The following is a 16,859-nucleotide window of genomic DNA, read 5'->3' as shown; positions in this document are numbered from 1 at the left end:
CGTTAACCAACCTCAGGAACTCAGTAGCTGCCACCGGGCGGGGGCGGGCCACAGTCGGCGGAACCGCAGGCAGCCCGGGTGACCACCGTGATGGTGCGTACGACGCAGGGCCAGCTGGTGCCGCCCGCGGTCTTGTCCCAGGTATCGATGTCGACCCCGGCGAGGTCGAGGTCGTCCAGGTCGAGGAAGTGCTCGGCCTGTCCGCCCGCGGTGTGATCCGCAATCTTGTTGTCGGCCATACCAGTCCTTTCTGGTCAGGGCGATCCGTCACGCAGGGTTTCCGCGCCACGCCCTGTCGACGGCCAGTGTCATCGAGTCGCTTATGCGTCGGCTACGCGTTCTCTATCGGCTCGGCCGCCTCGTCCCGACGCCATCCCGGGCGCGCTGCTCCGAGCCCGCATCTGCCGGTCGGCTGGCGCTCACCGTGGGTCGTGCGTGTCGTCGGGAGGTGCGGCAGCCTGGTGCGCCGCGAGTTGCTCGCAGGTCCCGACGGATGTGCGCCGTGACCGTACGAATTCGTCAAGTCCGTCCAGACGGCGCTGGTCCCGGTGCGCTACCGGATCAGGCAGAACGGGTGGCCGGCCGGGTCCGTGAAGACTCTGAAGCGCTCACTGCCGGCGCTGAGCCGGCGGGCGCCCAGTTCCAGTGCCCGGGTCTCGCCTGCGTCCAGATCGTCGACGAGAAGGTCGAGATGGGCCTGCTGCGGGTACGCCGGATCCGGCCAGCGGGGCGCGTTGTAGGCGCTGATCTGCTGGAACATCAGGCTCCTACCGCCACCAGCGACGAGCGCACCCTCGGGGCCGTCGTAGGTGACCTCCATACCGGTGAGGCTTGCGTAGAAGCGGGCCAGCGCTGACGCGTCAGGGGCGTCGATCGTCACCGCGAACAGCCTCATCACCGGCCCGACGCCGTCTGCCTGGCAGAGATCGAAGGGATGACCGGCCGGGTCGGCCAGGGTGATCCAGGTAGGGCCGTCGGCCAGCCGGACCGCACCGAGGGCGACGGCCCGCTCGGCCTGCGACTGGGGATCGTCGGTCTGCAGGTCCAGGTGGAACTGCTGCGGGTGCTCCTGCCCGGGCCACCGCGGCCCGACATGGTCAGGAGCGCGCTGAAATTCGACCTCCTGACCGTCCGGAGTCCGAACGCCGAACCGGTCAGGACCCTGACGGACGATGTCCCAGCCGGCCAACTCGGCGTAGAACGAGCCGACCCTGTCGATGTCCGCGGCGTCGAAGATGGCCAGGTCCAGGCGGGCTGTCACGGTCATGGCCACATCCTGCCCCAACCCACCGACACGAACTCGCCAGCAGCGAGAACGCCACCGCGGTGCTCGACGCAAGCGCTTCATCGATTAGTCGCCGAGTTGCTCGTTCATCGCAGCGAGAGGAATCCACCGCACGGGAGTTCGCCTGAGAACGCGTCCTCGCGCGGACGGCAGCGAGATCGAAGCCGACCGAGTAGTAGCAGACGGTCGATGCGCCGGCTTTGAACGCGCGACCAATCCCCGGACCTGCACCTCGGGAATGTCGCATCGGTTCGCGTCCCGAACTGCGATGAGCGCACGTCGTACGGTCGGTAGTAGCGTTCGGACTATGCGTCACGCTCCCGGTAGCGTCAGCGTTGTTGTGGCCGTACAGGCTTGGTCAATGATCGGACCAGGCGCTCGCCGTCGGGCCACCCACCGAACCCAGTCTTCGAGTCCAGGTGCCCGACCACGCCCGCGTCGAAAAGCTCCGAGCCCCAATCCCGCGCGTACGCCTCGAACTGCTCGAACGTGGCATGTGGGTCGTTGCGACTGGCAACCAAGATCGAACGAAAGGGCAGTGGCTCGCGTGGCACATGATCGATGAAGACATCGGCGATCTCGTCAGGACCAGGAGTCCAGTCCGGATCCAGATACGGTGGAGTAACCAGCAGGGCGGCATCGACGGGACCGGTGTGTTGGCTGGCCCAGACAGCGACGGTCAGGCATCCGGCGCTGTGCGCCACGAGGATCACCGGCTCGCCATCGGCGCTTACGGCAGCGTGCAGCGCGGCGACCCGTTCGGCAGCCACGTACGGCGGCCCTGGCGGTTCAGGCGCCCATTGAAACTCCGGGATCTCCCTGACCCAAGTGCGCGACCAGTGGCCAGGGAGTGGAATTCCTCGACCGGGCACGACAAGGTAACGCGTCATGCTCAGTAGGTTAGGCCGCGGCCCCGGGACTCGTGCAGGACCAAAGTCGTGGCTGAGGCAACGACCGCAGCGCCCAGACGAACTGACAGCCCAGGATCTCGTTGGTTGCCGTGTCAGGCGGCGATCATGAGCCGTCGGGGCCGGTGGACAACCACCCGACCGACCACCCTCCGGGGCGCCGGCTGTTCCTCTCGCGGCACACCGTCGAACTGGAGCTGGATCCGCTCTTCCAACAGGTCAGCCGCCTTGCGCTAATGCATGCCAGTCTATAGATGCCGGCGAGTCACCATCAGCTTGGGAATCAGCTTGATCTACCCCCAGGGTCACTTCCTAAGCGACCAGTGACTACGCCCTGTCGCATGGGACCGAGCGGTACGTCGAGGCGGACCCTGTTGACCCCTTCGTAGGGGCCGTGGGAATGCTTGCGGTGTGGTGGCGAGAGAAGTGGTAGCGCGAGCCCATCCCCCGAGGAAGCCGACCTCTTCGGTGTGAACTCACGGCAGGCCGGTCGGATCGGGCTCGATGCGAGGTCATCCGGCCTGGTGACGCCCGTTCCGGTCGGGTCCGGTCGGCACGGTTGCTGTACTCCGCTGCTGTACTTCCGCCGGCTGCCGCGTCCAGCCGACGAAGCGGCGGTGCAGCGCGCCGGCGGGTGCCCAGGGCAGGTCCTCGGCGGCCTGGACGAGATAGGCACCGAGGTAGAGAGCCAGCGACACCGGCGCGTCCACGTACTCCGCGCGCAGCTCCCGCCGCCGCGTCGGACACGGCCACGGCAGGTCACAGCCGCCGCAGCTCCAGATCGGCATGACCGGGCCGTGGGTGGTCATCGCGCACCGCCACGAAGTCGGACGACGCTCGCGTGAGCTACCCGGCAACCGACACACAAGCCGGTGAGCCCTTGAACATGCGCCGCGAGGATTACCCACTCCGATCCGCCGCTCATTGCTCACCCGCCTGCGGCCAGTGCCCACGATTGATCGGTATTCGGTGCCGGGCACGGCACGGCAGGTCGGCTCCGCACTGGCAGATGCGCCGCCAGTGCTGCCAGGACCACACTGGCCGATGTCGGCGGGCGAGGGTCAGCGCAACGGCTAGGACGTACTCGTCGTAGGAGACCCGATTGACCGGCTCGTTGCGTACCCGGCCCATGAGCGTTCCTCTCGGCCCTGTCGAAGGGAGCACTGCCACCTCCTTGTGCCGCAGCTACTTGAAGACGTGGATGCCCGAGCGCGGGGGAATGCGCCGGACATCCACGTCGGCGAGGACGGTCCAACAGCGCCAACCGAGGGAATCGACCTCCCCGCCAACCACCCATGGGTAGCGTTGGGTAGTCAAGGGCTGACGTAGGTGGTCTACTCGTGTTGCCAACCGAGGAGAACCACGTGCCACCGCGTTACCGCTACGAGCAGATCGCCGACGACCTCGCTGAACGCATCGCATCCGGCGAGTTCCCACCGGGCTCCAAGCTGCCCAGCCGACGAGAGCTGATCGAGCACTACGAGGTCACCGAGCCGGTGATCGACCGCGCCATGCAGGTACTACGGATCAAGGGAATGACCGAGACGCTGCCAGGGGTCGGTGTCTTCGTCGCCGAGTGACGCTCCTACACCCAACCTGTTCGGAATGGATCCCTCGCTTGTAAGTTCTGGGCGCTCCGTCCGGCAGGGTCTGTCCATGTCTGCCACCTCGGAGGGTCTGTCCGCGCTTGGCTGCCCGAGGCCGCCCCCGTCTCGGCCGGTTGCTGTCAGCGCTGCTGTCGACAGTATCGACGCCGGAGGGCACCATCAGCAGTTCCCGGCTACAAGTAGGCGACGCTCCAGCCGCACCCTGGAAAAACTCTCCCTCGAAGAGGGAAGGAAGGTCTGCGCCGCCTTGGCAAAGACGCAGGGCGGCGCATACCCTCACTACTACCCTTACCTGGTCAGCAGGTGAAAGCAGGTCCAGCAAGCGGCTGCAACCGCAAGCAGGACACTCAGTCGAGCGATCCGGGCCCAGTCACCCGAGGCTTCCCGGATTGTCTCGCCGAGCTGCCGGAACAGTTCGTCCACCAGTCACCCCCTCTCCGCATCCGGCTATCCGGATGGGGGGGGGTTGGCTGTGCGGCAAGATCGCGAAAGCTGGCCCACCATCTCGGAGCCACTCGACGAGCGGCGGGACCAGCGTAGGAAAGAGTCTACTCCTCGCGATCGCGTGCACGCACGCGCGTAGTCAACCATACACAGCCTTCCTGATCATGCGTAGACCAGCCCGAACGATGAGATTTCATCGTCGCAAGTCAATCTGTTCCGTATCACTGAGGTGTGATGATTTGCTACCCTGCCGAGGTGCCTCAGCGTCCTGATCAACTTTGCGCAAATGGCTTCTGCTACAAGCTGATACCGAGCGACGCGCGCCCGAATGCTCAGTACTGTTCCCCTAAGTGCCGGGTTGCGTCGTGGCGACGGTCACAGCATCGCGTGCGGATCTCCGATCGCAACCGCGAGCGATGCGACTACTGCGGCGGTTGGATGCGCCCGCTGTCGCCGAAGCTTCGGTTGCGCCGACGGGATGCGCTCTACTGCTCGGATGGATGCCGTCAAGCACATCATCGTCGCTGGAAAGCTGGCGAGGCGCTCCGGAAGCACCATGGGTTGTAGCGCGTTGGCGGCTCGACGAGCCAGCACCCACAGTTGCAATCATGACGCACTAGGTGACATCGCCTAGCATCGTTGTATGACCCACCCCAACGGATACGTGATCGCCGAACGACTGGCAGTCGCGTCCTACGCTGAGGCTCCAACGATTGCCGGGCATGGTTCCCGAGAGAACTTGCTCCTTCGCATGTACCACGCGCTGGAGGCGTCCGGGTTGGTCGACGATGGCGTCACAAGTGACCGTGACGAGCACGGTCGATGCCGCTACTGCTCTCACGGACGCGGGGAGCCACACGGTGAGCGGTGCGCGATCCCGCGTTGCGTCGTCACCGGCCATCAGCGGCTCGTGTGCGACCAGAGGCACAAAGAGGATCACGACTGTGGCGTCTCGCTCTGGGCTGGCGGAGACGACTGATGACACCAGGGACGCGGCATGATGTTGCCCCTGCTCAGGAAGTTCCTCCGGACCGAACTGAGACCGTCCGTGACATATGGATTAACGGCTGTCGCTGCACCCTGCAAGTCACCGCAGCAGGTGAGACGGTGCACGTGCGCTTTGATGCCATTGACGACCAGGGGCAGACTGTCGGCCTGATGACTGGCACTCTGCGGCGAGCCGATCTCCTCACGGTGACGAAGGCGATCACGACCACGGTCGGCGGTGTTGCGGTGACGCTCGGACTGGCTACACCGCACGCCAGCCTTGACCTCGACGAGATCCGGAAGGACTACCCCAACGCCTTTGAGCCGTGGACTGCCGACGACGACCGTCGCCTGATCCGCCGTTTCCATGAGGGTGCCTCTATGGCTGAACTCTGTTCCGAGTTCGGCAGGAACGTTGGCGGGATCTCGTCCCGACTGAAGCTGCACAAGCTCACCGCGCCGAAACCGCCTCAGCCGGCGTCCCGCAATGAGGATTACGCCGAGCCACCGAACGAGCCGAACGGTGAGGAGTGGGCGTAGCCGACCCTGCTTCCGCAGTCTGACCCGGTGACTGTCGGTGGCGTCAAGGCCACCTTGACGGATGCTCTGGGGCGCGCACCGGACAATGGCGGTGCCGCGACGAGGCCGTGGTGGGGATGCGGCGCGAGCATCACGGGCAGGCCCCCGCCTGCCGGCAACGCCGGCCCGAGGGGTCGCAGAGGCTCCGGGGTCAAGGGCGGCCCGCAGGGCCGTCGCGCAGCGATGCGAAGCACCCTTGAGGCTGGAGGGGCGGCCCCGCATCCTCCGCGCCGCATCCCCACCACGGCCGGCGGTGACTCGACCTACGGCGCGGCGGTGCGACGGCCGCCGCGTCCCGGCCGGCTGCCGGCCCACGGACCTCGACCACCCTTTTGCCGCTACCGTCTGCGGCGGTCCGGGGTTCCCGCTCTCCGCGCCAGCCGATGGGCACTGGGCGTGCTGCGCAGCTTTGGGCTTGCCCGCTGCGCAGCGCGACGCCCAATCGGCGGCGCGTGCGGCCCGTCAAGGGCCGCCTTGATAGACGTACAGAAAGTCCTCCCACACCACCCGGCAGCCGGTCCGGACCAGCTCGGCACCGAGGTTCACGACGGGTTGACGCGTCGGTACCCGGTGCTACTCTGGCGGTCGTCGAGCACGCCAGTGCGGCCTTCCTGCCGGATCGCTGGGCTCGACCACGGAGTTGCTGAGCGGCCGTCCTGCCGCTGATGCGGGCCAGATCCCGCCGGTTCTCGATCACCTCTGGCCGCGATGTCGGCCCGGAATCCGCTGAGTGGCCCAGCACGGCCTTCCCGCCGTCACGATGGCCCGGATTCGCATTCCCTCGACGGGTGGGGCTCGCCTGCGGCAACCCGCCGGATGCCGACCTCCAGGCACCCCGCCCGTCCCGGCCTCACCCAGCACGGCAACCGGAAGGACCACACCCCAACGGCGGTCAGCCACACCCGCCCTCCGGCGTCAGCCGCCCTCCACGGCGGTGCCAGGAGACACCACGAACACCACCTACGGACAGCGATCCGGCCACCGGTGGCGTTTCGTCGCCCGTCCCTGCCACCCGCCCTGAGGAGAGATCGTGTCCACCCTGCACCGTCCCGGCGTCGCCGCCGGACGTGACGCCCAGGCCCTGCACCGGGCCGCCATCCCTGACTACTTCGGCTGGTTGGAGCACACCCGGACCGCCGGGGGTTGTGCCCGTCCGATCCGGCTGACCGGCACCATGACCGCCGTCGACCGGGACACCGGGCGGGTCCTGGGCGAGCAGCACACCGACGAGTTGCCCGATCGGGTGCTCTACAAGGCGTGCGGCAACCGGCGTGCCGCCCAGTGCGCGGACTGCTCCTGGGTCTACGCCGGTGATGCCTTCCAGGTCGTCCGTTGTGGCTTGACCGGCGGCAAGACCGTCCCCGCCTCGGTGTCCCGGCACCCGGTCGTCTTCGCCACCTTCACCGCGCCGTCGTTCGGCCCGGTCCACCACCGGAACGTACCCCTCCACACCTGTGCCGACCGGCGGCACTGCGACTGCCGACCGGCCCCCTGCCACGCCCGCCGTGACGCTGTCACCTGCCCGCACGGGCGGCCCGGGGCCTGCTTCGTCCGTCACGACGGTGCCGATCCGCAGCTCGGTCGGCCGCTCTGCCTGGACTGCTACGACCACGATCACCAGGTCATCTGGAACGTCTTCGCCGGTGAGCTGTGGCGACGCACCAAGCAGGCTGTCGAACGCCAGCTCGCCGCCCTCTGCCGCCGACGCGGCATCCCGAGGGTCGAGGTCGTCACCGACTCGGGCCGGGTTCGGCGGGTGCCGCCAGTGCGGGTGTCGCACGGGAAGGTCGCCGAGATGCAGCGCCGGGGCGCGGTGCACTTCCATGTCCTGCTGCGTCTCGACGGGGTCGACCCCGGTGACCGGCACGCCCTGGTCCCGCCACCGGCCGGGATCACCGTGGACGACCTCGACGCCGCCGTGCACGCCGCCGCCCGGCAGATCACCTTCGCCACCCCGCCGCATCCCGACCGGCCACAGGGTTGGGCGATCGCCTGGGGCGAGCAGGTCGACGTGCGCCGCATCGGCACCGGCGACGGGGACGTGACCGACGCCAGGGTGGCCGCCTACCTGGCCAAGTACGCCACCAAGGCCACCGAGGTCACCGGCCACTGCTCCACCCGACTCACCCCGGGCACCGTCGACTCCTACGCCGATCCGGAGGGCGACCACCTGGCCCGGCTCATCGACGCCTGCTGGCGACTCGGCCGCCCCACCCGGCACCGCACCAGCGACACCGCTTCCCAGGCCGAGGACCGTCAAGGCGACCTTGACACCACACTCCATCCCTACGGCGGGCTGCGACGGTGGGCGCACATGCTCGGCTACGGCGGGCACTTCCTCACTAAGGCCCGCCGCTACTCGGTCACCTTCGGGCTGCTCCGCGACACCCGCGCCACCTACCGCCGCGCCGATGACGGCTCCGTCACCGTCGGCACCCTGGCCTTCGTCGGCTCCGGATGGCTGACCGACGGGGACGCACTGCTCGCCAACACCGCCGCCGCCCAGCACCGGGAACGCCGCCGCGTCGGCCGGGAGGAACTCGCCCACGAGCTGTGGTCGGGGGTGGCGGCATGACCCGACCCCTCACCCCACGCTGGTACTCCCCCGCCGAGGTCGCCGTCCTACTCGGCTTCGGCATCTCCAAGGTCAAGATGAAGATCGCCACCGGTGAACTGCGTTCCATCAAGGACGGCAAGTACCGCCGCATCCTCCCCGAATGGGTCGACGACTACATCCGCGAGCAGATCGACCGGCAGGAGGCCGCCTGATGCCCGCCCGCGCCCGCGCCAACGGCGAAGGCTCGATCTTCCCCTACCGCAACGGCTTCGCCGCGTACGTCTGGGTCACCAAGCCCGACGGCAAGCGCACCCGCAAGTACGTCTACGGCAAGACCCGCGACGCCGTCCACGACAAGTGGATCAAACTGCACCAACAGGCCAAGGCCGGACCCGTGGCGACCAGCGTGCCGACCGTCGGCAGCTTCCTCGCCTACTGGCTGACCGAGATCATCGAGCCGAACCGGGCGCCGCTGACCTTCGCCACCTACGAGACGTTCGTCCGTCGCTACCTCTCCCCCGGCCTCGGCACCAAGCGACTCGACCGGCTCCAGGCACGCGACGTGCAGACCTGGCTCAACCAGGTGGCTCGCACCTGCCAGTGCTGCGCCCAGGGCAAGGACGCCGCCCGCCGCAAGGAGAAGCGGCGCTGCTGCGCGGTCGGCCGGTGCTGTCAGGCGGTCCCGTCGACGCGCACGGTCAGCGACATCCGGGCCGCGCTGCGGGCCGCCCTCACCCACGCCCAGGCCGAAGACCTCATCACCCGCAACCCGGCCGTCCCGGTCACCCTCGCCACCGTCCGCCGGCGGCGGGGCAAGTCCTGGTCCAGCGACGAGGCCCGTAGGTTCCTCGAATCCGCCCGCGCCGACGCCGATCCGCTCTACGCCGCGTACGCCCTGGTCCTCGTCACCGGCCTACGTAAAGGCGAAGCCCTCGGCCTCACCTGGGCCGACGTCGACCTCGACGCCGGAGAGCTGACCATCGGCCGGCAACTGCAACGCGTACGCGGGCAACTCCTTCACCGCGACACCAAGACCCAGGCGTCCGACGCCACCCTGCCCCTGCCCGACATCTGCCTGACCGCTCTCAAGCTCAGACAGCAACAACGCGACGAGGCACGAGCAGCCGCCGGCAAGGCGTGGCACGACAACGACCTGGTGTTCACCACCCGCTACGGCACACCCATCGAGCCGCGCAACTTTCAGCGTTCCTGGCAGACCCGCTGCGACAAGGCCGCAACGAAGCCGATCACTGTGCACGACGCGCGGCGGACCTGCGCCACCCTCCTGGCCGACCTCGACGTCCACCCGCGAGTCGCCATGCAGATCCTCCGGCACGCCCGCTTCTCCGTAACGATGGAGATCTACACCCAGGTCTCATCCAAGGCGACCCGGGACGCCCTCAAGCGCCTCGGCGATTCACTCGCGCAATAGCCGTGCTGCTGTACTTCGCTGCTGTACGGGCAGCAGAAAGGCCACCTCCCGAAGCTGGGAAGTGGCCTGAGCTGCGTGGGCGATACTGGGATCGAACCAGTGACCTCTTCGGTGTGAACGAAGCGCTCTCCCGCTGAGCTAATCGCCCTCAGCGCGGATGACTCTACCCGATCCGGCGCGCGGACCGCGAACCCGGGGTCAGTGGGTCGCGAGGTAGTGCAGCACCTGGGCGATCACGTCGATGCCGAGGCTGTACTTGATCGACAGCAGGGCGACGGCGCCGACGAAGACGAGGCCGACCGAGCCGATCACCAGGCGTACGGGCAGTGACTGCTTCTTCACCCAGGCTGTCCAGCCGTGGACGTGGCGGCGGGTGAAGGCGAGCAGGCGCTTGGCCCAGTGGAATTCCACGGCCCAGATGCCGAGGCCGGCGATCACCAGCAGCCAGCCGGGGCCGGGCAGCGGGATGAGGGCGATGCCGATGGTGACCACGAGGGCGCCGAGCACCCCGAAGATGATCTTCAGTGCGATTCGGCCGGTGGGGTTGGCTCGGATCAGGGCGAGGGTGGTGGTTATCCGCTGCCGCCACGCTGGCGGGTCGCGCCGCTCGGACACGGCGACACCACCCCCCTTGCGCTGCGCACCACCGGTCATCTCCCCACGATGCCCCGTCCCGGTCGATCTATCCCGACTTCCCCCCGGGTAGCCCCGTCCGTTGCGCACCCGGACGGCTGCCGCGCCGCGTTCACCTACCCGACCGCGGTCGATCACTGACCGACCGTGCCGGCTTCTCCGCTTCTTCGGCACCCCGTACCCCCGCTGTTCGGCTGTGCGGACCGCGACGTTCGACGGGTCTCGCCGGGTCAGCGCATCCACTGAGGATGGCGTCCGCGACCATTTCACGCCCCAGTGTGGCGCGGGCCCGTCACTGCAACCGCCGACTGGACGTTACCGGAGTAAGTCGACGACTCAACAAACCCGATGCCGGGCAGGATGAACCCACTGGGCAGAATCGGAAATCCTACATGAACGTTCACGTTCGCGAGGCCCTTCCGACCCCCTTCCCACCACTGGGTGAAGTCAGCGCATGGCGGAGCGTAGCCAGGAGTAGCGGCTGAGTATGGGAAAAGCGGGACACGCGCGTTCCGCAGCGGTGCCGGGGGGAGAACGTTCATGAGTGTCATCCGACCGACGACCGTAGAGGTCGAGACGTCGCTAAGGCTCGTCGCACCTGACGCCACCGCCTTGCCGGTGCGCGCCAGTCTGCGCTACGACCCTGCGGACCCGTATGCGGTCCATGTCCTGTTTCATGCCGAATCGGCTGGCGGCGAGGCGGTGAGCTGGTCCTTCGCCCGCGAACTGCTGGTCACCGGGCTGGACGAGCCGGCCGGCATCGGGGACGTACGGGTCTGGCCCTGGGCCACCCCGCGCGGCGACTTCGTCGCGCTGGCGCTGTCGTCGCCGGACGGCAACGCCCTGTTCGAGGTACCCCGCAGCGTGCTGGTGCGCTTCCTGCGGCGGACCTACGTCGTCGTTCCGCGCGGCCGGGAGGCCGAGCACCTGGACGTCGACACCGCGGTGAACCGGCTGCTCGCCGGTCGCTGACAGATCGACAACCGGGGCCGCGCGAATCTGCCGAGTTCGCGCGGCCCCCGCCTATCCTCCGTCTCGCTACCACCCACCGCCTCGTCGATCATGCAGTTGTGGCACGTGGTATCCGCATCTTTGCCCGTTATGGCAAGTACCTCAACTGCATGATCGACGAGACACCCGGGAAGACGAGCCGCGAGACAAAGCGGGGAGGCGAGGGCGGGAGCGGTCAGCCGTGGGTGGTCAGGCCGCCGTCTACCGGGATCACCGCGCCGGTGAGGTAGGCGCCGGCTCGGGAGGCGAGGTAGATCGCGGTGCCGGCCATGTCCTCGGGGCGGCCGATGCGGCCGAGCGGGACCTGGGCCTCGATGGCGGACCGGGAGCCGGGGTCGTCGAGCGCGAACGCCATCATCTTGCTCTCGAACGGTCCGGGGGCGATCGCGTTCACGGTGATCTGTTCGCCGGCCAGCTGGTGAGCCAGGCTGCGGGTCAGCATGTGCACCGCCGCCTTGGTGGCCGAGTAGGCGTACACCTCCATGAGCGGCACCCGGATGCCGTCGATGGAGCCGATGTTGATCACCCGCGCCGGGTCGTCGGGACCCGCTGCGGCGCGCAGGGCCGGCAGCAGGGCGGTGGTCAGCCGGAAGACGGACTTGACGTTCACCGCCCACAACTTGTCGAACGCGCTCTCCGGGTAGCTCTCCAGCGGCGCGCCCCAGGTGGCGCCGGCGTTGTTGACAAGTACGTCCAGCTTGTCGGCCCGATCCTGAACGCTGGCGGCCAGCTGCTGCACGCCCTCGTCGCGGCCCAGGTCGGCGGGGATCGCCTCGCAGCTGCCGTGCGCGGACAACTCCTTGGCCACCGCCTCGCAGACATCGGCCTTGCGGGAGGAGATGATGACGTGCGCACCGGCGGTGACGAAGCCCCGGGCGATCATCAGGCCGATGCCCCGGGAGCCGCCGGTGACCAGGACGGTCTTGCCCTCGACGGAGAACAGATCCTTCATGCCATCCCCTTGCGTCCCCGGCCTGGGACAGCCGGTGTCGGGGCCGCCGTCACGGACCGCACGGGCGCCACGACGACCAGGTCACTACCGATCAGTAACCTAACCGTCCTGCCGCATCGGGGACAACCCTGTGCGCCCAGCGGCACCGCGACCTCGCGATACCCGGGTGGCGAGGGATGCGTACGAGCCAACCTCGGGCTAACGTCGCAGGTGATGGTCCCTTCCGGTCACCTAGCCACGGCGCTGTCCGATGCTGCCGCCAGCCCGGCCGAGATCGACACGATCACCCTCGGCGATCTCGCACCCGATTCCGGGTGGCGACGACCGGTGCTGCTGGACAGCGAGCTGATCGTGCTGACCACGAGTGGTCACGGGATCGCCGAGGTGGATTTTCGTGCCCTGCCGTGCCGGCCCGGCACGCTGCTGCGGATCCGGCCCGGCCAGGTGCTGCGCTGCGCCGTGCCCCAGCTGGACGCCACGGTGGTCCGCTGGCATCCGGAGGCGCTGCACGGGCTCGACGTCGACGCCGAGGAGGTGCCGATCTGGTTCCAGCTCGCCGGTGAGGACGAGGACGCGATCATCAACGAGGTCAGCCAGCTGACCGTGGACGCCGGCCGGCACCGGGACACCCGGATCGCCCGCAGCCTGTTGCGTCATCAACTGAGCGTGCTGCTGCTGCGGTTGAGCATGCTGCCCTCCGGTGCGAGGCGGACGTCGCGCCCGGAGGAGGAGACCTTCCGGCGGCTGTGCCGCGAGGTGGAGCGGAGTTACCAGGCCAGCCGCCGGGTCGAGGACTACGCCGACCGGCTGGGCTGCTCGGTGCGTACCCTCACCCGGGCCTGCCTGGCGATCACCGGGCGCAGCGCGAAACAGGTGGTGGACGAGCGGGTCGCGCTCCAGGCCAGCCGGATGCTGGCGGCCACCGACGAGCCGATCGCCCGGATCGGCCGACAGCTCGGCTTCACCGAACCGACGAACTTCGGCCGGTTCTTCACCCGCGAGGTCGGTATGAGCCCGGGTGCGTTCCGGGCCGCCCGCGAGCGGCCCGCGCCGACACCTGTGGTGCGCCCCCGCCCACCCGTGGACGGCCGAATCGACGTTCACCGGGCCTGACAGCGCACGTGACGCGCCATTGGGCGATCCGGCCGGCTCGACGCGACACCGGCCGCCGCCCATTGGGCATGATGGCGGAGTGCAGATCTCGGCGCGTGGCGACTACGCGGTACGGGCGACACTGAGCCTCGCCGCCACGTACCCGGCGTTACTGTCCACCCAGGTCATCGCCGCGGAGCAGGACATGCCCCGCAAGTTCCTGGAGGCGGTCCTGGCCGACCTGCGCCGGGCCGGCATCGTCCGGGCCCAGCGCGGTGCGGAAGGCGGCTACACCCTGGCCCGACCGCCCGGCGAGGTCACCGTCGGCGCGGTGTTGCGCGCGGCGGAGGGCCCATTGGCCGGCGTACGCGGCCGGCGTCCAGAGGAGACACGGTACGAAGGGGTGGCAGCGCACCTGCCCGAGTTCTGGGTGGCGGTCCGCGCGGCACTGCGCCGGGTCGTCGACGAGGTGAGCCTGGCCGACCTGATCGACGGTCGACTGCCGCCCCACATCCGCAACCTGACCACGCAGCCGGACGCCTGGGAACCCCGCTGATGCCCACCCCCACCCTGCGGACCGAGCGACTGCTGCTGGAGCCGTACCGGCGGACAGACCGGGACGACTTCGTCGCGCTGTTCACCGACGTCGAGGTCGGACGGTTCATGGGTGACGGACCACTCGCCCCGGCTGCGGCCGAGGCGCTGTTCGAGCGGGTGTTCAGCAAGGTCTACGCCAATGACCTGTTCGACGTGTGGGCGGTCCGCAGCGCCTGCCGGTTCGTCGGGCACGCCGAGATCAAACCCACCGACGAGGTGTCCGGCCACGAGATCGTGTACGCCCTGGCGAAGCCGGCGTGGGGCGGCGGTCTGGGCACGGAGTTGGTCCGAGAGCTGCTCCGGTACGGGTTCGACTGCCTCGGACTGTCCCGGATCCATGCCACCGTGGACGAGCAGAACAGCGCGTCACTGGCCCTGCTGGCGCGGCTCGGTTTCGGCCACGAACGCGATGTCGCCGAGTCCAACGGCAGCATCACCCGGGTGTTGTTGGTCGATCAGTCGAGCGACTGAACTCCACTGCGGATTCGGCCTGGTTTGGCGAATCGACGCAACGGGCATCTTCGAGCCCGTACGGGAAGTCTCGAAGGGAGCCCCACAATGGGTGTGATGTTGCGTAAGCGCAAGAAGTTCGGGCCGCTCATCCTGCACTTCACGCAGAACGGCTTCTCGTCCTGGAGCATCAAGCTCGGTCGGTGGTCCTGGAACTCGCGGGCCAAGGCACACCGCGTCGACCTGCCGGGGCCGCTGCACTGGAAGCAGGACAAGTCCTGAAGCGCCGACGTTCAGCGGGGCGCCGGCATTCCCGGCGCCCCGGCACTGTCTCCGGCTGCTCGTTGGCGGTCAGGTGTTTGACGGCACGGGCGTGACGAGCACGTCGCCGCCGAGCCGGCCGTCCGGCGGGAACCGGGTCGCTTGGCCGCTGTCGAGCAGGTCGGACAGCGCCCGGACCGCGTCCACCGCCCGGTAGGCGGTCTCCGTCACCGCGTGCCGGCGCAGCTCGGTGACCGTGCGCGGGCCGTGCCGGGTCAGCTCGGCCAGCAGGGCGCGGCCCAGTGGCGCCGGGTCCGCCGGGAGTGCCGGCGACAGCGGCTCGCCGTCCGGGTCGCGGAACCGCAACCCGCCCGCCCACAGGGTTTCCTTCAGCTCCTCCAGGCTGCGGTCCGAGCCGGTGCCGAAGCCGAGCCGCCGGTCGGCGTCGACCAGCTCGACCTCGGTGGCCAGCGCGAATCCGGCGTCGATCAGCCCCGGTCGCAGGGCGGTCGCCGCCGCGGCGACCACGAACGCCTCGGTGCCCCGCCCGGTCGCGGCGGCGGTGAGCGCCACCGGATCATCCGCCTCCAGGTAGGACAGCACCGGCGCGCCCGCCGCGCCGGCCGCCCGCAGCGCCACCGGCAGCCGGGTCGCCGGGCCGGGCATCAGGTGTACGGCGACCTCGGCCGGCAGTCCGGCCTCGGCGGCACCGAGTCGGGCCGGTAGTTCCTCGGTGCCCTGGGCGAGCACGAGCACGGTCAGCCGGCAGCCGCGCGGCCGCGCGGCGTGCTCGCCGGCCAGGCGTACGGTCTGCTCGGCCAGGTCCGGGACGCTGCCGTCGTACCCGAGGGCGATGGTGGCTCGCCGGGCGCGGCGCAGTGCGGCCGGCAGCCACCTGTCCAGGTGTCGGAGGAACGGCGCGTGCCCTACGGCGTCGGTCGGCATCCTGCCGTTCTACCGCAACCCGTCACGCCGGCCGGCACTGGCGGCGTGTCACGCGGGGACCGAGATGCCGACGCCACCCCGGGTGTCGCCGCCGTAACGCTGGATCTCGGCGGTCAGGTCGAGGCGACCGATCCTGGTCCGGGCGGCGAGGGCGGCGTCGTCGAGCCGGTCGGCGGGCACCAGCCAGACCACCTCGAACTCCAGCCCGTCCGGGTCCTGACCGTAGAGGCTCTTGGTGGTGCCGTGGTCGGAGGTGCCGACCAACGCGCCCACCTCGGTCAGCCGCCGGGCGGTGGCGGCCAACTCGTCGAGAGTGTCCACCTCCCAGGCCAGGTGGTAAAGGCCGACGGTGGCGCGGCCTGCGGTCGACCGACCGGCACCCGCACCGATCTCGAACAGGCCGAGGTCGTGGTCGTTGGTGGAGCCCGGCGCCTGGAGGAAGGCCGCGCCCCGGAAACCCTCGGGGGTCATCGGCACCCGGCGGAAGCCCAGCACGTCGCGGTAGAAGGCGACGCTGCGGTCGAGGTCGCTGACGTAGAGGACGGCGTGGTTGAGGCGATGGATTCCCATGCGCCAAGGCTAGCCCGCTTTAGTTGAGTGTTCAACTATCAGGCTATGATGCTGGTCATGACCCGCTGGCTGGACCCGGACGAACAGCGCACCTGGCGGGCGTTCCTGACCGCCTCCCGGGCGCTGATGGACACGCTCGACCGCGAGTTGCAACGCGACGCCGGGATGCCGCACGCCTACTACGAGATCCTGGTACGACTCTCCGAGGCCCCCGAACGTCGGCTGCGGATGAGCGAGTTGGCCGAGTCCAGCGGCTCCTCGCGCAGTCGGCTGTCGCATGCGGTGGCTCGCCTGGAGGCGGCCGGCTGGGTGCGTCGCGAGGAGTGCCCCACCGACCGGCGCGGCCAGATCGCCCACCTCACCGACGAGGGTTTCGCGAAGCTGGCCGCCGCCGCGCCCGGCCACGTCGAGGGGGTACGCCGGCACCTGTTCGACCCCCTCAGCCCGGCGCAGGTGGAGCAGTTGCGCCGGATCAGCGAGGTGCTGGCCGAACGTCTGAGGTCAGCGTGACCGGATCCTGACCGAACCACTCCGGCGCGGGTCTTGTAC

19 protein-coding genes and 1 tRNA gene are annotated in these 16,859 nt (G+C 69.2%); 11 read left to right on the top strand and 9 right to left on the bottom strand.

What is annotated here, in order from left to right:
• Positions 1-20: 20 nt before the first annotated feature.
• The 4 genes from O7601_RS15055 to O7601_RS15040 form a co-directional block, all read right to left on the bottom strand.
• Positions 21-239 carry a hypothetical protein gene (locus O7601_RS15055; protein WP_281561758.1) on the bottom strand — a complete coding sequence of 73 codons (219 nt, stop codon included), beginning with the start codon at positions 237-239 and terminating at the stop codon, positions 21-23.
• A gap of 314 nt (positions 240-553) precedes the next feature.
• Positions 554-1,267: a VOC family protein gene (locus O7601_RS15050; RefSeq protein ID WP_281561757.1), complete on the bottom strand. Its 714-nt coding sequence runs from the start codon at positions 1,265-1,267 to the stop codon at positions 554-556.
• Between the two features lie 347 nt (positions 1,268-1,614).
• Positions 1,615-2,175 (bottom strand): alpha/beta fold hydrolase, encoded by a 561-nt coding sequence (locus O7601_RS15045; protein WP_281561756.1) that lies wholly within the window; start codon positions 2,173-2,175, stop codon positions 1,615-1,617.
• 530 nt (positions 2,176-2,705) lie between these two features.
• Positions 2,706-3,002, bottom strand: coding sequence for a hypothetical protein (locus O7601_RS15040; protein ID WP_281561755.1), 297 nt, complete (start codon positions 3,000-3,002; stop codon positions 2,706-2,708).
• 531 nt (positions 3,003-3,533) lie between these two features.
• Between O7601_RS15040 and O7601_RS15035 the strand changes: the two genes are divergently transcribed.
• From O7601_RS15035 to O7601_RS15015, 5 genes are all read left to right on the top strand, one after another.
• Positions 3,534-3,773: a winged helix-turn-helix domain-containing protein gene (locus O7601_RS15035; RefSeq protein ID WP_169599138.1), complete on the top strand. Its 240-nt coding sequence runs from the start codon at positions 3,534-3,536 to the stop codon at positions 3,771-3,773.
• Positions 3,774-5,351: 1,578 nt separating this feature from the next.
• Positions 5,352-5,771 carry a hypothetical protein gene (locus O7601_RS15030; protein WP_281561754.1) on the top strand — a complete coding sequence of 140 codons (420 nt, stop codon included), beginning with the start codon at positions 5,352-5,354 and terminating at the stop codon, positions 5,769-5,771.
• 1,069 nt (positions 5,772-6,840) lie between these two features.
• Complete coding sequence (locus tag O7601_RS15025; protein WP_281566736.1) at positions 6,841-8,385, top strand: replication initiator; 1,545 nt, start codon at positions 6,841-6,843, stop codon at positions 8,383-8,385.
• The gene (locus O7601_RS15020) at positions 8,382-8,579 is read left to right on the top strand and encodes an excisionase family DNA-binding protein (RefSeq protein WP_091286483.1); all 198 of its coding nucleotides are present in this window, start codon (positions 8,382-8,384) and stop codon (positions 8,577-8,579) included. The genes O7601_RS15025 and O7601_RS15020 overlap by 4 nt, the downstream gene beginning before the upstream one ends.
• A complete protein-coding gene (locus O7601_RS15015) occupies positions 8,579-9,799 on the top strand; it encodes a site-specific integrase (RefSeq protein ID WP_281566735.1) in 1,221 nt (406 codons plus the stop codon). Before O7601_RS15020 ends, O7601_RS15015 begins: the two co-directional genes overlap by 1 nt.
• 76 nt (positions 9,800-9,875) lie before the next feature.
• On the opposite strand, the gene O7601_RS15010 is transcribed toward O7601_RS15015, so the two are convergent.
• Together O7601_RS15010 and O7601_RS15005 are read right to left on the bottom strand one after the other, a co-directional pair.
• Positions 9,876-9,947: transfer RNA gene (locus tag O7601_RS15010), tRNA-Val, on the bottom strand.
• Between the two features lie 50 nt (positions 9,948-9,997).
• Complete coding sequence (locus tag O7601_RS15005) at positions 9,998-10,675, bottom strand: TIGR02611 family protein (RefSeq protein ID WP_281566734.1); 678 nt, start codon at positions 10,673-10,675, stop codon at positions 9,998-10,000.
• Between the two features lie 297 nt (positions 10,676-10,972).
• Here O7601_RS15005 and O7601_RS15000 point away from each other — a divergent pair, with 297 nt between their 5' ends.
• Positions 10,973-11,404, top strand: coding sequence for an SsgA family sporulation/cell division regulator (locus O7601_RS15000; RefSeq protein WP_007457244.1), 432 nt, complete (start codon positions 10,973-10,975; stop codon positions 11,402-11,404).
• Between the two features lie 214 nt (positions 11,405-11,618).
• Here the strand turns inward: O7601_RS15000 and O7601_RS14995 are convergent, their stop codons facing one another.
• The gene (locus O7601_RS14995) at positions 11,619-12,395 is read right to left on the bottom strand and encodes a glucose 1-dehydrogenase (RefSeq protein WP_281566733.1); all 777 of its coding nucleotides are present in this window, start codon (positions 12,393-12,395) and stop codon (positions 11,619-11,621) included.
• 213 nt (positions 12,396-12,608) lie between these two features.
• Here O7601_RS14995 and O7601_RS14990 point away from each other — a divergent pair, with 213 nt between their 5' ends.
• The 4 genes from O7601_RS14990 (at position 12,609) to O7601_RS14975 (ending at position 14,816) form a co-directional block, all read left to right on the top strand.
• A complete protein-coding gene (locus O7601_RS14990; protein ID WP_281566732.1) occupies positions 12,609-13,508 on the top strand; it encodes an AraC family transcriptional regulator in 900 nt (299 codons plus the stop codon).
• Positions 13,509-13,587: 79 nt separating this feature from the next.
• Positions 13,588-14,043 carry an Rrf2 family transcriptional regulator gene (locus O7601_RS14985; RefSeq protein ID WP_281566731.1) on the top strand — a complete coding sequence of 152 codons (456 nt, stop codon included), beginning with the start codon at positions 13,588-13,590 and terminating at the stop codon, positions 14,041-14,043.
• Complete coding sequence (locus tag O7601_RS14980; RefSeq protein WP_281566730.1) at positions 14,043-14,555, top strand: GNAT family N-acetyltransferase; 513 nt, start codon at positions 14,043-14,045, stop codon at positions 14,553-14,555. Before O7601_RS14985 ends, O7601_RS14980 begins: the two co-directional genes overlap by 1 nt.
• Before the next feature lie 87 nt (positions 14,556-14,642).
• Positions 14,643-14,816, top strand: a complete 174-nt coding sequence (locus tag O7601_RS14975; protein WP_093402924.1) for a DUF4236 domain-containing protein — start codon at positions 14,643-14,645, stop codon at positions 14,814-14,816.
• A gap of 69 nt (positions 14,817-14,885) precedes the next feature.
• Here O7601_RS14975 and O7601_RS14970 read toward each other — a convergent pair whose 3' ends face one another.
• Together O7601_RS14970 and O7601_RS14965 are read right to left on the bottom strand one after the other, a co-directional pair.
• On the bottom strand, positions 14,886-15,740 hold the full coding sequence (locus O7601_RS14970) for a hypothetical protein (RefSeq protein WP_281566729.1): 855 nt from the start codon (positions 15,738-15,740) through the stop codon (positions 14,886-14,888).
• 48 nt (positions 15,741-15,788) lie between these two features.
• Entirely contained in the window at positions 15,789-16,310 is a 522-nt protein-coding gene (locus tag O7601_RS14965) for a VOC family protein (RefSeq protein WP_281566728.1), read from the bottom strand.
• A 48-nt stretch (positions 16,311-16,358) separates the two neighbouring features.
• On the opposite strand from O7601_RS14965, the gene O7601_RS14960 reads away from it, so the two are divergent.
• Complete coding sequence (locus O7601_RS14960; protein WP_281566930.1) at positions 16,359-16,820, top strand: MarR family transcriptional regulator; 462 nt, start codon at positions 16,359-16,361, stop codon at positions 16,818-16,820.
• Positions 16,821-16,859 lie beyond the last annotated feature (39 nt).

Origin of the sequence: Verrucosispora sp. WMMD573 (genome assembly GCF_027497175.1) — a bacterium.
GTDB lineage: Bacteria > Actinomycetota > Actinomycetes > Mycobacteriales > Micromonosporaceae > Micromonospora.
This window is presented reverse-complemented; position numbering and strand designations above follow the sequence as displayed.